The organism is Caulobacter sp. CCH9-E1 (assembly GCF_001556515.1).
Lineage (GTDB): Bacteria > Pseudomonadota > Alphaproteobacteria > Caulobacterales > Caulobacteraceae > Caulobacter.
On record NZ_LSJA01000205.1, the window covers coordinates 1 to 13,625 of the forward strand.

At 67.8% G+C, this 13,625-nt stretch carries 14 protein-coding genes and 1 pseudogene; 4 read left to right on the plus strand and 11 right to left on the minus strand.

The genetic code is table 11. The annotated features are described in order from the left end of the window. Positions 1 to 522 precede the first annotated feature (522 nt). The 4 genes from AX690_RS22880 to AX690_RS12295 form a co-directional block, all read right to left on the minus strand. Positions 523 to 888 carry a PRC-barrel domain-containing protein gene (locus AX690_RS22880; RefSeq protein WP_066683234.1) on the minus strand — a complete coding sequence of 122 codons (366 nt, stop codon included), beginning with the start codon at positions 886 to 888 and terminating at the stop codon, positions 523 to 525. A 206-nt stretch (positions 889 to 1,094) separates the two neighbouring features. Beyond that, complete coding sequence (locus AX690_RS12285; RefSeq protein ID WP_066683232.1) at positions 1,095 to 1,514, minus strand: hypothetical protein; 420 nt, start codon at positions 1,512 to 1,514, stop codon at positions 1,095 to 1,097. Positions 1,515 to 1,765: 251 nt separating this feature from the next. Further along, a complete protein-coding gene (locus AX690_RS12290) occupies positions 1,766 to 2,971 on the minus strand; it encodes an acetate/propionate family kinase (protein ID WP_066683230.1) in 1,206 nt (401 codons plus the stop codon). Further along, a complete protein-coding gene (locus AX690_RS12295) occupies positions 2,968 to 4,338 on the minus strand; it encodes a bifunctional enoyl-CoA hydratase/phosphate acetyltransferase (RefSeq protein WP_066683228.1) in 1,371 nt (456 codons plus the stop codon). The genes AX690_RS12290 and AX690_RS12295 overlap by 4 nt, the downstream gene beginning before the upstream one ends. 122 nt (positions 4,339 to 4,460) lie before the next feature. On the opposite strand from AX690_RS12295, the pseudogene AX690_RS22305 reads away from it, so the two are divergent. Then, positions 4,461 to 4,679, plus strand: a pseudogene (locus AX690_RS22305) (integrase); the annotation flags it as partial. Positions 4,680 to 4,693: 14 nt separating this feature from the next. On the opposite strand, the gene AX690_RS12300 reads toward AX690_RS22305, so the two are convergent. From AX690_RS12300 to AX690_RS12320, 5 genes are all read right to left on the minus strand, one after another. Continuing rightward, the gene (locus AX690_RS12300; protein ID WP_066683226.1) at positions 4,694 to 4,963 is read right to left on the minus strand and encodes an HPr family phosphocarrier protein; all 270 of its coding nucleotides are present in this window, start codon (positions 4,961 to 4,963) and stop codon (positions 4,694 to 4,696) included. A gap of 4 nt (positions 4,964 to 4,967) precedes the next feature. Next, positions 4,968 to 5,375, minus strand: coding sequence for a PTS sugar transporter subunit IIA (locus tag AX690_RS12305; RefSeq protein ID WP_066683223.1), 408 nt, complete (start codon positions 5,373 to 5,375; stop codon positions 4,968 to 4,970). A 77-nt stretch (positions 5,376 to 5,452) separates the two neighbouring features. Beyond that, complete coding sequence (locus tag AX690_RS12310) at positions 5,453 to 5,905, minus strand: HPr kinase/phosphorylase (RefSeq protein WP_066683221.1); 453 nt, start codon at positions 5,903 to 5,905, stop codon at positions 5,453 to 5,455. Continuing rightward, positions 5,902 to 7,515: an ATP-binding protein gene (locus AX690_RS12315; RefSeq protein WP_066683219.1), complete on the minus strand. Its 1,614-nt coding sequence runs from the start codon at positions 7,513 to 7,515 to the stop codon at positions 5,902 to 5,904. Before AX690_RS12315 ends, AX690_RS12310 begins: the two co-directional genes overlap by 4 nt. Beyond that, positions 7,490 to 8,197, minus strand: coding sequence for a response regulator transcription factor (locus AX690_RS12320; RefSeq protein ID WP_066683215.1), 708 nt, complete (start codon positions 8,195 to 8,197; stop codon positions 7,490 to 7,492). The genes AX690_RS12315 and AX690_RS12320 overlap by 26 nt, the downstream gene beginning before the upstream one ends. 317 nt (positions 8,198 to 8,514) lie before the next feature. Between AX690_RS12320 and AX690_RS12325 the strand changes: the two genes are divergently transcribed. Then, positions 8,515 to 10,215: a hypothetical protein gene (locus AX690_RS12325; protein ID WP_066683213.1), complete on the plus strand. Its 1,701-nt coding sequence runs from the start codon at positions 8,515 to 8,517 to the stop codon at positions 10,213 to 10,215. A gap of 678 nt (positions 10,216 to 10,893) precedes the next feature. Here the strand turns inward: AX690_RS12325 and AX690_RS12330 are convergent. Next, the gene (locus AX690_RS12330) at positions 10,894 to 11,424 is read right to left on the minus strand and encodes a hypothetical protein (protein ID WP_066683210.1); all 531 of its coding nucleotides are present in this window, start codon (positions 11,422 to 11,424) and stop codon (positions 10,894 to 10,896) included. A 126-nt stretch (positions 11,425 to 11,550) separates the two neighbouring features. Further along, positions 11,551 to 12,648 (minus strand): DUF5694 domain-containing protein, encoded by a 1,098-nt coding sequence (locus AX690_RS12335; protein ID WP_066683208.1) that lies wholly within the window; start codon positions 12,646 to 12,648, stop codon positions 11,551 to 11,553. 151 nt (positions 12,649 to 12,799) lie between these two features. On the opposite strand from AX690_RS12335, the gene AX690_RS12340 reads away from it, so the two are divergent. Together AX690_RS12340 and AX690_RS12345 are read left to right on the plus strand one after the other, a co-directional pair. Beyond that, complete coding sequence (locus tag AX690_RS12340; RefSeq protein ID WP_066683207.1) at positions 12,800 to 13,069, plus strand: hypothetical protein; 270 nt, start codon at positions 12,800 to 12,802, stop codon at positions 13,067 to 13,069. A gap of 64 nt (positions 13,070 to 13,133) precedes the next feature. Further along, positions 13,134 to 13,445 (plus strand): EthD family reductase, encoded by a 312-nt coding sequence (locus tag AX690_RS12345; RefSeq protein WP_066683206.1) that lies wholly within the window; start codon positions 13,134 to 13,136, stop codon positions 13,443 to 13,445. Positions 13,446 to 13,625: the final 180 nt, after the last annotated feature.

Consider the following 13,625-nt stretch of genomic DNA (forward strand, 5'->3'; position numbering starts at 1 on the left):
CAGCTCGGCGATCCACGATAGGCGGCTTTATCGATCACCGCCCTGTCGCTCCGCTGCCGGCTTGATCCCTGCGGCCACCCGATCGTCCGCCTATCCCTTCTGAGGATGCGACGACCTTCGGACCTGCCGGGAACCGAAAGCGGCCCCGCTCAGCCTATCCCCGCCGCCGCTTTGGGCCGGATCCAAGCGCCCTCCCCCGCGACGGGGACAGCTCTGATTGTGCGCGCGGTTTCAACGCGGATCACACAGCGGCGTGTAAAAGTGGGAAGTGGTTGAAATCGTTGGGTCCGATTCCGGATACGCGGATCATAGAGCGCCGCGAACGCTCGTAAAATACTCCCCCCCGGCGGGGGAGGTGTCGGCGAAGCCGACGGAGGGGGAAGTCCTGCTGACCTTGCCACGCCCCCCGCCGGTCCTTCGGACCGCCTCCCCCACGGGGGGAGGATTTTCCGCCACGCCCCCAAAACGAAAAAGCCCCACCCGTGAGGGTGGGGCCGGACGAGCGGCAAGGCCTAGGCGGCGCTAGCCCTTCCAGTCGGGCAGGGCCTCCAGCTGCGCCTTGGTCAGCTTGGCGCGGACGATGTGGTCGTCCGGGTCGCCCGGCTCGGGCGCCACCGTCACGTCGGCCAGGGCCACGACGACCTTCTTGTCCGGGCCCATGCGGTCGATCTCGATGACGATGGCCGTGGGCTTGCCGGCCGCGTCGAGCAGGACGTGCTCGACCTCGCCGGCCTTGCGGTTGGCCGAGTCGATGACGTCGGCGTCCTCGATCTGCCCGACCGTGAAGGCGCCCTTGGCCGGCTGACCTTCCTGGTGCGCGATGGTCGTCTGGGCGACCGCGCCCGTGGCGACGGCGGCGATGGCAAGGCCCAGGACAGCGAACTTCATGGATCGGCTCCTCTTTCACATGGCGTAGGTTGGAGATAACGCCGTACACAGAGGATTGATCCGGCAGGGGCGGACCCGCCGGAGCCCATCCCGTCATTCCCGCCACAAGGGCGGGTGTTCACCGAGAACGACACTCACTCGTCGTAGCGATTTGAACGTCCTAGATCGGCGCCTGAACCAAAACGTGCTTTCGACCCAAATCGGACTCAGCGGGGCAAACGATCGGGGTCGCTCACAAGCTTGGTAGCCGCGACTTCCGCTGCTCTCTTCAGATCGGCTTTCACACGATCTGGCATTCGTGATGCAGGAACCTGTTGGACCGCTGCAATCAAGCCGTCCCTGACAGCCGCGACCCGCGTCTCGATGTCCGACGACATGAAGGCGGCATAGTCCACGTTATGGAAGGTCCAGAACTCTCCTGCCGAGCGCTTATGACTGGTGCCGTTTGGAACGACGCCTCGGGCCGGATCGATGCACAATAGATTCAGCACGACGGTGTCGGGCTTTAAAAGCTCAGCCTTAGCGAAATCAAATTCAGACCCCATCGCGTACGCGAACTCGTCCGCGAACAAGTTGAACCGTCGGCCAGCGCTTGCGTCGCCAGTTGGCATGAAATGGATCGGCATAACTTTTCCCTTCAACGCTAGGGTAGCGAGCCAATGTCCGCCCACCACCCCGAACAGACGATGGAAATGTCCGCTGTCGGGCGTCCGCGACCGGGTTTACCAGTATCGGTCTACTCCCCCATCTCAGGGCGGGAATGACGGAGACTATTTGGTTCGTGGCGGTAGTCCCCCCACGGGCTGGACGGCTTCGAGGGATTGCGGGACCAGGCCGTCGGCGCCCGCTCGGCCGTGCTGGAGGCCTTGATCGATGTCTAGCGGGCGCTGGGCGCGGATTGATCCTCGCGCGCCACCCGCAGGGTGTGCAGGGCGATCATCAGCTCCTCATCGGTGGGAATGACGAGCGCTTGCACGCGACTGTCGGCCGTCGAAAGATGGGCGGCGTTGACGGCGTTGGCGGCCGCGTCCAGTCGCAGGCCCATCCATTCTAGGCGCCGGGCGATCCGGGCGCGCACGTCGGCGTGCCTCTCTCCGATCCCGGCGGTGAACACCAAGCCGTCCAGCCCGCCCAGGCTGGCCGTCAGAGCGGCGATTTCGCGAGCGGCGCGCCAGGCGAACAGTTCGATGGCCTCCTCGGCCTCCGGCGCGGCGCTGGCGGACAGGGCGCGCATGTCGCTGGAGACGCCCGACACCCCCAGCAAACCGGACTTCCGGTACAGCAGATCCTCGATCTGGGTCGGGCTCATGCCCAGCTGGGTTTGCAGATGCAGCACCACGCCGGGATCCACCGCGCCCGACCGCGTGCCCATCACCAGGCCGTCCAAGGCGGTGAAGCCCATGGTGGTGTCGACGCTCTTGCCGTCGAGCATGGCGCAGAGGCTGGCGCCGTTGCCCAGGTGGGCGGCGATGACCCGGCCCCTCGCCAGGACCGGGTCGATCTCGCGCAGGCGGCGGGCGATGAATTCGTAGGAAAGGCCGTGAAAGCCATAGCGACGGATGCCGCGCGCGTGCAACTCGCGGGGCAGGGCGAACCAGGTCGCGATCTCCGGTCGGTCGTGATGGAACGCCGTGTCGAAGCAGGCGACCTGCGGCAGGTCCGGCGCCAGGCGGGCGATGGCGTGGATGGCCGCCAGGTTGTGGGGCTGGTGCAGCGGGGCCAAGGGGCTCAGCTTTTCGAGCGCCGTCAGCAGGTCGGGCGTCACCCGGCGCGGCGCGGCGAAGTCGACTCCGCCGTGCACGACGCGGTGACCGATGGCGATGATCTCGCGATCTTGCAGATGCTGGACCGCCCAGGCGAACAGAAACTCCAGAAGGTCGGCGTGGCGCAAGGCGGCGCCCTCGGGCCAAGCGCGCCGCAGCAGGACCTCGCCCTCAATGGTCTTGGCGATCAGCTCCGGGGCGATGCCGATCTTCTCGATCTTGCCGCCGGCCGAGAGCCTCGGCGGGCCCTGACCGTCGACCGCGAACAGCGAGAACTTGATGCTGGAAGAGCCGGAATTGAGGCTGACGACCGCCTTCACGCCGCGCTCTCCTTGGCCAGGCCCGGGGCCGCCTTGGTGGCCGCGCGCGCCATCAGCACGGCTACGGCGCAGGAGGCCAGTCGCGTGCGCAGGCTGTCGGCCCGACTGGTCAGAATGATCGGCGCCCGCGCGCCCAGCACGACGCCGGCGGCGTCGGCGCCGCCCAGGAAGGTCAGTTGCTTGGCCAGCATGTTGCCGGCTTCCAGGTTCGGGGCCACGAGGATATCGGCCTTGCCGGCCACGGGCGAGACGATGCCCTTCTCGGCGGCGGCGGCTTCAGAGACGGCGTTGTCGAAGGCTAGCGGCCCGTCCAGCAGGCCGCCGGTGATCTGCCCTCGGTCGGCCATCTTGCACAGGGCGGCCGCCTCCAGCGTGGAGGGGAGGGCCGGATTGACCGTCTCCACGGCCGACAGGATCGCCACGCGCGGCTGCTCGATGCCGATGACGTGGGCCAGGTCGATGGCGTTGCGAATGATGTCGGCCTTCTCGAGCAGGGTTGGCGCGATGTTGATCGCCGCGTCGGTGATGAGCAAGGGCGCGGGATGAGACGGAACGTCCATGACATAGACATGGCTGATCCGGCGTTCCGTGCGCAGGCCGGTCGCCGCGGCGACAACCGCGCCCATCAGCTCGTCGGTGTGCAGCGAGCCCTTCATCAGCAGTTGGGCCTCGCCGACGCGCGCCAGTTCCACGGCCTTGGCGGCGGCCTCGTGGCTGTGGGCCGCGGGGACGATGCGCAAGCCGTCCAGCGACTTTCCCGCTTCCTCGGCCGCCTTGCGGATCTTGCTTTCGGGCCCGACCAGGATCGGCGCGATCAGCCCCGCCTCGGCGGCGTCGACGGCGGCCAGCAAGGCTGCGGCGCTGCATGGATGAACGACGGCGGTCGGCGCGGGAGGACCGCCGCGCGTCGCCTCGATCAGTCGCCTGTAGCCGTCGTGGTCCGAAACGCGGATGTCGGGCGGTACCGCGATCGCGCGGCGCAGCTTTTGGACGGGCGCGCGAACTTCCGCCTCGCCGCTGGCCAGCAGCTCGCCACCCGAGCCGTTCAGGCGGCAGTCGAAGGCGACGATGGAGCCGGGGCCCTTCTGTCGCGCCTGAACCGTGGCGGTGATGGTGTCGCCCAAGACGGGCGCGGCCAGGAATCTCAGCGTCTGACTGATCGTCTCCGCCCCCGGTCCGGGCAGGCGAAGGCCGATGAGCGCGGTCAGAAGACCTGCGGTCCATACCGTCCACGCTGGTTCCGCGCCATCGCCGCCAGCCAGGGCGCGGGACAGCTCCAGGTCCTCGGGCGTCAGCGTGCGGCTCAGGCTATCGACGTCGCCCAACTGGATTTCATCGAATGTGCGGTTCTCGATGAAATCAGCCATGCTCGTGCGTCCGCTTCCAAGCTTGAGATCGCCGGCCCCGAGAAGGCGACGCCTGCGCTGGTCCACAATGCGTCGACCGCCCTGTCGGGACAAGCAGGGCGCCGCCCCAAAGGGGGGCGCGCCGCAGTCGACCAGGCGATCACGTCAGCGCGCGGCGGTCCGCCCGACTGGTCGACAAGTGGGTGTCGATGATTGAACTCGAGCCTCGGGCTTACGGCGCGCAGAGCCTGCGCCGAACAAAGGTGGCGCTGATCTACAAAAAGACCGGCGACTTGCGCGCCCGCCAACTTCCAGTCGGCCGCAGGAAGCTCGAAAGCACGGTCCGATATCTTGGCGTCGAGGGCGTTTCAGCCCCCTACCGCTCCTCGTCGAACCGGTTCGCCACCAGCTCGCACAGCGCCTCCAGCGCCGCCTCCGCCTCCGGCCCCTCGGCGCTGATGTCGATGGTCGAGCCGATGCCGGCGGCCAGCATCATCAGGCCCATGATCGAGCGGGCGTCGACGCTGGCGCCGTCGCGGCTGACCGTCACCTCGGCGTCGAAGCTGGACGCCATCTTCACGAACTTGGCCGAGGCCCGGGCGTGCAGCCCGCGCTCGTTGACGATCTCGACCGTTCTGGAATTCATGCGCTCACTTCTCTCCGGCGAGCACGTAGGAGGCCACGGAGATGTATTTGCGTCCAGCTTCCTGGGCGTGGGCGACGCAGGCCTGCAGGCTCTCGCGCTGGCGCACGCTGGCCAGCTTGATCAGCATCGGCAGGTTCAGGCCGGCGATGACCTCGGCCTTGGTCTGCTCCATCACCGAGATGGCCAGGTTGCTGGGCGTGCCGCCGAACATGTCGGTCAGCAGGATGACGCCCTGGCCGTCCTGGTCGACGTCGGCGCAGGCCTTGAGGATGTCGGAGCGACGGCGCTCCATGTCGTCCTCGGGGCCGATGCAGATCGCCTTCACGGCGGCCTGCGGACCGACCACATGCTCCATGGCGGAGACAAACTCTTCCGCCAGACGCCCGTGCGTCACGATCACGAGCCCGATCATGCCAGATATCTCAAACGGGATCCCCATTCCCTCCGCGGCCCTTCGAGAACGCCGCGCGGGCGGCCTTGATACGCTCGTTAGAGAGGGACTCCAAGAGACTGCATGATGCGAGCGATTTTCAGGGGCGCGGCGGGTTCTCGCGGCCACAGGTCGAAGCCGGGGATGGATAGGCTCGCGACGGACTCCGCGCGGGGATCGGGCAGGCGCTCGACGGCCTCCGGCGCCTCGACGCAGCGGATCAGCACGGCGATCTCGCAGAAGGGCAGGGGCGAGGCGGCGGCGACGACGCCCAGGCCGCGGACCTCGATCAGGCCGGCCAGGGGCTCGGGCGCCTTGCCGTAGAGGCGGCCGCCGGCGGCGAACAGCACGACGCGGTCGTCGGCGACCAGCCGGAAACCGTGGTCGAGGGCGCGCAAGGCCAGGTCGCTCTTGCCCGCGCCCGACGGGCCCTCGATCAGGGCGCCGCGCCAGACGCCGTCCTGGCGGCGGGCGATCAGGCCGGCGTGGCGGAGTTCGGGGGCGGGGCTCACGCCCGGGCGTCCGGCAGGTCGACCACGAAGCGCGCGCCGATCACCGCGCCGGCCGCGTCGTGGCGGTTCTCGGCGTGGATCTGGCCGCCGTGGGCCTCGACGATCTGGCGGGCGATGGACAGGCCCAGGCCCGAATTGCCGCCGAACGCCCGGCCCTTGGGCCGCGAGGTGTAGAAGCGCTCGAAGATGGTCTCGAGATTGTCGGGCGGCACGCCGGGGCCGTCGTCCTCGACCGTGGTGATCAGCCGGCCCTTGGCGCGGGAGAGGCTGACGCGGACCTCGCCGTCGGCGGGGCTGAACGAGCGGGCGTTGTCGATCAGGTTGCGGAACACCTGGCCGATCGGGGTCTCGCGGGCCAGGATCTGCGCCGGATGGGCCGGGTCGGCGCTGGAAAAGCGGACGCGCACGCTGCCAGGGGCGTCGCCGGGGCGCAGCTGGGCTTCGTAGAGGCTGGTCACCTCGGTCAGCAGGCGGTTGAGGTCCAGGGCCTTGGGCGGCTCGCGCGACAGCTCGGCGTCCAGGCGCGAGGCGTTGGAGATGTCGGTGACCAGGCGGTCCAGCCGGTTGACGTCGTTCTGCAGGATGGCCAGCAGGCGGGCGCGGGCGGCCGGGTCGGTGACCAGGTCCAGGGTCTCGACGGCCGAGCGGATCGAGGTCAGCGGGTTCTTGATCTCGTGGGCCACGTCGGCGGCGAAGCGCTCGATGGCGTCCATGCGCTCGGACAGCGAATGGGTCATGTCCTCCAGCGACCGGGACAGGTCGCCCAGCTCGTCGTGGCGGCGCGACAGGTCGGGCAGCGAGATGGCGCGCGCCCCCTGCAGGCGGACCTGGTCGGCGGCGCGGGCCAGGCGTTGGACGGGCATGGCGATCAGCCGGTGCAGCAGCACGCTGGCGGTCAGGATGGCGCACATGGCCACGATGATGAACGGCAACAGGGCCAGGCGCTCGGCGGCGATGATCTCGTCGACGTCGCCGGCCTCCAGCGTCAGGACGCCCAGGATGGCGCGCACGTGCTGGATCGGGATCGACACCGAGACGACCCGCTCGCCGTTCTCGGCGATGCGGGTGCCGGCGACGGTGCGGCCCTTCATCGCCTGGGCGATCTCGTCGGCCAGGGCCTTCTGGGCGCGCTCGGCCTTGGCCTGCTCGGCGGGGGTCTTGCGCGGGGCGTCCGGGTTCTGGCCAGGCTTGCGGGCGGGCGGCAGCACCTTCCAGTCGACGCGGTCGGCGACCACGAACGAGTCGGCCAGCACCTTGCCGCGGGCGTCGAACAATCGCGCCCGCTGCGAGCGCGGGATGAACAGCAGCTGGAAGATGGCGCTGGCGGTGTAGGGGTCGAGCGCGGGCTCGGGCTCGCCGATCGTCGCCGACTGGTCGATGACGTTGGCGATCAGCTCGCCCTGGGTGCTGAGGCTGTCGATGCGCGCGTTGACGAGGCCGTTGCGCAGCTCGTTCAGCACCAGCGCCCCGATGACCACGATCACCAGGGCCAGGACGTTCAGGCTGATGATCAGCCGGCCCAGCCGGGAGCCCCGCGGCCAGGCCAGGCGCCGACGGGGCGGGGGCGGGTCGCCGCCCGCCGCCTCAGGCCTCGCGGTAACGGTAGCCAACGCCGTACAGGGTCTCGATGGAGTCGAATTCCGGATCGACCTGACGGAACTTCTTGCGCATGCGCTTGATGTGGCTGTCGATCGTGCGGTCGTCGACATAGACCTGATCGTCGTAGGCCGCGTCCATCAGGTTGTCGCGACTCTTCACGAAGCCGGGACGCTGGGCCAGGGCCTGCAGCAGCAGGAACTCGGTGACGGTCAGGCGCACGGGCTTGCCGTCCCACAGGCTGTCGTGGCGGGCGGGATCGAGCGTGAGCTTGCCGCGCTTCATGACCTTGGAGCCGGCCGCGTTCGGGTCGGCCGGAGCGGCCTCGCCCTCGGGCCGCGCGCGGCGCAGCACCGCCTTGACCCGCTCGACCAGCAGGCGCTGGCTGAACGGCTTATGCATGTAGTCGTCGGCGCCGAGGTTGAAGCCCAGGACCTCGTCGATCTCCTCGTCCTTGGAGGTCAGCATGATCACCGGAATCTCGGAGTGCTGGCGCAGGCGGCGCAGCACTTCCATGCCGTCCATGCGGGGCATCTTGACGTCCAGGATCACCAGGTCCGGCGGGTTGGCCTCGACGCCTTCCAGACCCGACACGCCGTCGTGGAAGTGGTTCACGGTGTGCCCATGAGCCTGCAGGGTCATCGCGATCGAGGCGACGATGTTCTCGTCGTCGTCAATGAGGGTGATGGCGGCCATCTATTCGATCTTATCCTTCGACCTTCGTCGCTCGCCCGATCCTACCGGTCGAGCGCACCAGCTTCAACGCGCGTAGCGGCAAAGCTTTCCCGGCCCTAAGTCCTAAGCCTTTGCGGCCCCAGCAAGGCGCGATTGCGGCGCGCCGCCTTCTGTCTGGTCTAGATGGAGACATCCAAACCAGACAGGCTTCATCTTCTTAGACTTAGGGCGCGTAGGTTTAGCCGCTCACACTTAAACCTACACGCCCGATACGGGTTTCCCTCAACCTCACCTTAAGGTCTCGTACGCCATAGTCGCGCCTCGGGAGCGACCGCCGTATGAGCCAAATCCATTACGAGCTTTTCGTCCGGCGGAAGGTCGGCGCGCAGTGGACGCTCGAGATCGCCACCGAGAACCGCGCGCACGCCATCCAGACGGCCGAGGACGTGCTGGAGCAGAGCCGCGCCGTGGCCGTGCGGGTCAGCAAGGAGACGCTGAACCCCGCGACCGGCGAATACAAGTCGCTCGCCATCTTCACCAAGGGCATGGTCGACGGCGGTAAGCCGAAGAAGGAAGAGGAAGAGCGCGATCCGCTCTGCGTCCAGCCGGCCGACCTCTACACCGCCCACGCGCGCGACCGGATCGGCCGCCTGCTGGAGGGCTGGCTGAACCGCCACAAGGCCACGCCCTTCGAGCTGCTGCATCGTCCCGACCTTGTCGAGAAGCTCGAAGCGTCCGGCACCGACCTGCAGCACGCCCTGCAGAAGATCGCCATCCCCGAGGCCGATGCGCGCGGCGTCACGGTCCATGAAATCATCCGCCACTTCCAGGGCCTGGTCGAGCGCGCGATCGGCAACCTGGGCAAGGCGTTCAAGAAGGGCGCTCTGCCCGACCTCGACAAGGAAGGCTTCGCCAAGGCCGCCGAGCGGCTGGTCGCCGACCCGGATCGGGCCTTCCTGCTGGGCGCGGGCGTCGCCGCCTCGATCGCCCCCGCCGCCAACTGGGCCGAGAAGATCGCCCGCCTGCTGGACCTGGCCGATTGCGCGCCGACCGAGCCCCGCGCCCGCGCCGCGGCCCTCAGCGCCATCGAGCAGCCCCTGGCCGAGATCATCGGCTCGCGCGCCGGCATGGCGGACCTGTTGGACACCACCAAGGGCGATCTCGGCTCGACCCTGGCCGCCATGACCCGCCTGACCGGCGGCGCGGGGGTCGAGGCCCTGATCCGCATCGAGGCCAGCGTCCGCGCCTGCATGCCCGAGCTCTCGGGCACGGCGAAACGGCTCAGCGACTGGCTGGCCGGCGACGACTTCCCGACCGTGCGCAAGGCCATCGCCGAACGCGTCCTGACCGAGCTGAACGGCGTGCGGCGTCTGAAGCCCGGCGACGCCGAGGCGGAGATCGAATATCTGCGCGCCCTGGCCATGAGCCTGACGGCCGCCGCCGGCCGCGTCCTGCAGGCCGAGGACATCCAGGCCGCCTTCACCACGCGCTCGAAGACCCTGCTGAACGGCGAGTTCATCGACAGCCTGCTGGGCCGCGACCGCTCGTCCTACGAAGAGATCAAGATCCTGATCCGGCTGGCCGAGAACGTCATGGGCGCGGTCAACAAGCGCAACGCCGCCCGCTGGCTGAACGGCAATATCAGCGCCATGCGGTTCGAGAAGGAGATGCGCCAGGGACCGGACTCGCCGATCGCCAAGCTCAGCCAGCTGGCGGGCCTCCAGCGCCAGCTGATCCGCTCGGGCCTGGTGCGCGAGGATTTCGAGCCGCTGTGCGCCAAGCTGGGCGACATCGGCGCGCAGATCGAGGCCGATACGCGCCTGCTGACCATGCTGGTCCGGGCCCCCGCGCCGCTGCCGCACCGCCTGACCCTGCTGGCCAAGCTGGCGATGGGCGAGTCCGGGCCGACCGGTCCGGTCGCCGATAAGGCGCGCGCCGAGGCCCTGAAACTGGCCCGCGGCCCCGGCGCTCGCGAGGAACTGGCCGAGTCGCCGGCGACGCTGGACCTGATCAAGAGCCTGGCCAACAAGGCGGCTTAGGAGCTCGGACGGTTCGTCCCGATATCGTGGACTTCCCGTAAGCCGAACGCCCAAACGTCGGCTATGGGTGGAAAGCCGTCATTGGTGCCGCGCCAGGGCACTTCACCAGCGGATAGGTTCGACGCCAGCGAGGTCTGAGACATTTATGAGTGCTGCCTTCAACTCGGAGAGCGCGGCGCCCCGGCAGCCGAGGTCGAAAGCCAGTTGGTTTGCGGCCTGGTCCATCCATATTATGTCACCGTCGCCCTGATCTGGCACGCAGGCGTCATCTCCTGGGAGAACGCGCAAACCAGTGGGCCGATAGGCGGCGAGCTCAGAGCGAATTCGAGCAACTTGCTCCACGGGAATGCGCTTCCTGTCGCTCGCCAGGACGTGACGCTCCCGAGTAACGCCGTGCCAAGACCAGCGTTTCCGCGTGACCCGCCCATCCCCGCGAATGGTCATCTCGTCGTATGTGCAGGGGAAGCAGAACGGTCCGCCTCCCACCTGCACCGAGATGATCTCACCCGCGACCGAATTCGGGTGCGTTGGCCCTACCGCGCAGCCAGCAAGAACTAAGGCAACGGTCAGCGCCACCTTCCGCACACGATGCTCCCACTCTGACGAGACTTCGCTTTCTCTCGAAAGATGTCAGGTTCGCGGGAGGTAGCCTAGGCCCGCAACGGGTGGTTAGCGGGCCTAAGCCTCTTGAACCGCAGACGGCAAACGAGCGACGAGCGTCAGTATCCTCTCACGCAGCGTCCAAACGCCTACGATTGAGAATAGGAGGAAAACTGCGGTTCCTCCTATCTTCCCAATAGAGACGCCCTTGCCGCTAAGCGCGATTTCAAATGCCTCAGCTGTCTTCCAAACGCAGGCGATAAACAAGGCACCGCTGGAAAATCGCAACAGCATTGCAGGGATGCCTTCGCTGCTTGCTGTATCGTCTCCCAGCAGCAGCTTAACTGCGGCAAGGAGCAAGGGCGTCAAGAGGAACGCCACCGTCCATTTCGCAGTAGCCCGAATTTTAGCCGATGCGACTGCGTAGATGGACCAGAGCCACAAAAAACCTAGAGCGACGAATGCGAAAAAGATCACAGCGATGACCGCTCGATAGGCAAGCGGATCCTCAGCCCTTGCAGTGAAGACGCTGAAGAAGAGCGAACCCCCGACGGTGACGCTGGTGAAAAGCGCGGGGTGAACCGACGCTACGCGTTGCTCAAGGGCCATGGTTACTCCGTGTCCGCTTCAACAATAACTGACGCGAACAGAGTCCGACTAGGGTCGCTAACAGCCTCCAGCATTCATCCAGCAAGCCGACCCTCCCGGCCGCCCCGCCGCATCCGCCCGCGAGCCTCAGCGCAGGGCCGTCTGGACGTCGACCAGGCGCACGTCGTGCATCTGGTTCAGATAGGCCTCGTAGTAGCCCTTGTGCGAGGCGCCGACGATCGCCAGCAGGCGCATGCCGGGATGCTGGCCCAGGACGTCGCGGATATTGCCGACCATGCGCAGGTTGCGGGTCTCCCAATAGCCGACGTATCGCCGTCCGAAGGCCTGAGGCGACGGCTCGCGCAGCGCCGCGCCGAAGTCGCCCTCGAAGGCCATCTTCTGGGCCTTGGCGCCGTTATAGGCGCGGTAGAGGTTCAGCACGCCGTCAGGCTTGTCGAGGTCTTGCTGCAGGCGCTTGCTCTCGGCCAGGCGGGCGTGGCTGACGGGATTGTCCCAGGCGCCGCGGATGGCCGTCTCGAACGCCTTCAGTTCGACGGGGTCGGTGCTTTCGGGCGTGTCGGCGGTGTGGTCGTCGACGCTCCACAGGCGCTCGTGCCCCAGGCGCGCGGCCAGCACGGCCGCGATCTGCTGGGTTTCGTTGCGGCGGGCGCGAAGCTTTTCGAGCAGGGCGACCAGATCGGCGTTCAGTCCCTCACCCGTCGTTCGCTCGGCGTCCGGCAGGCGCAGCCATTGGACCAGGGCCGAGCCGCGCTCGCCCGCCGCCAGGAATACGGCGGCCAGACGCCGCCGCTGGGCGGCGGAGGGGGCGGCGGGCCAGGCGGCCAGCAGGCGCTCGGCCTCGGCGTTGGCGGCCGGGACGTCCAGTCCGGTGGCCTGGCCGGCCGCCGTCGGATCCGCGCAGTAGGTCTTCACGGTCTCGGCGTAACGGCTCGGATAGCGTCGCAGGGCGTCGCATTGCAGGCCCGAGAGATCCTCCGTGGCGACGCCCGTCGGCTTCCAGGCCTCGAGCCGGTCCAGTAGCGGCGTCAGCCGCCCCATGTCGAACGTCTTGGGCAGGCCCGACAGGTGCGGCGTGCCCAGCACCATGACGGCGTTCGGCGCGCCGTGGGGCGGCCCTTTCAGGGTGTCCGGGTGGAAGGACGGACGATACTCTCCGGCTTGGGCCGCGACGGCTGTGCTCAACGCGCCCAAGGCGACGGCCATAATGCGAACAGTGCGAAACATGAAACCCCCTCGATGCCCTCGACGCTTAGAGGCTTCGGCGACGCTTCCTGGAGGCGCCTGTCATTTATTTAATGTCCGGCGGCGCTCGGGCGCTGGATTCGCGCCGCTAGGCGGATCAACCTGATGTTGTTTCAAGGGCGGGGGATGGGACGTGGCGGCGCGCGAGAGCGACAAGACCAAGGTCTGGTTCGAATATGTCCGGACGACGGGGCGGTACACAGCGTGGCCCATCTGCTGGCAGGGCTGGGTGGCCATGATCGTGCTGATCCCCGGGCCGATCCTGGGCGCCGTTGTGCTGTCCAAGGTCTTTCCACAGGTCCCGCCCATGATGTTCGGACTTTCTGGAATGGCGCTCTGCTTTGCGACCTTCTTTCCGCTGACCTATTTCAAGGGACGGCCGTCGAAGCGCTCGGGCGTTTGACTCTTCCCCAACGGCGCCCGCTAGGCTCTCGCCGCGCGGTCAATCCGGCCGCCGGGAGATCGCCATGGCCGTGTTCACCGTCCTCTATCCCGCCCGCGACGGCGCGAAGTTCGACCACGACTATTACAACGACCACCACATCCCGCTGGTGAAGGACGCTTTCGCCGAGACGGGCCTGATTGACGTGCAGGTCCTGACGGGCGTTTCCGCGGGGGACGGCGGACCCGCGCCGTTCGTCAAGATCGTCACCCTCTTCTTCCGCGACGCCGAGGCGATGCAGGCCTCGCTGACCAGCCCTCAGGGGGCTGAACTGACGGCCGACCTGCCGAACTTCACGGATATCCAGCCGATCGCGCAGATCAGCGTGGCGGCATAGGCGCGAGCATGGCTTCCTTCTCCCCTTGCGGGAGAAGGTGTCAGCCCCAGGGGGCGCGCGAGGCGCGCGCCCGAGGATAAACTCCGCTGACGGATGAGGGGTTGAGAAACCTATCGGAGATCAGGGCGCGACCCCTCACCCGACCGCCTTCGGCGGCCACCCTCTCCCGCAAGGGGAGAG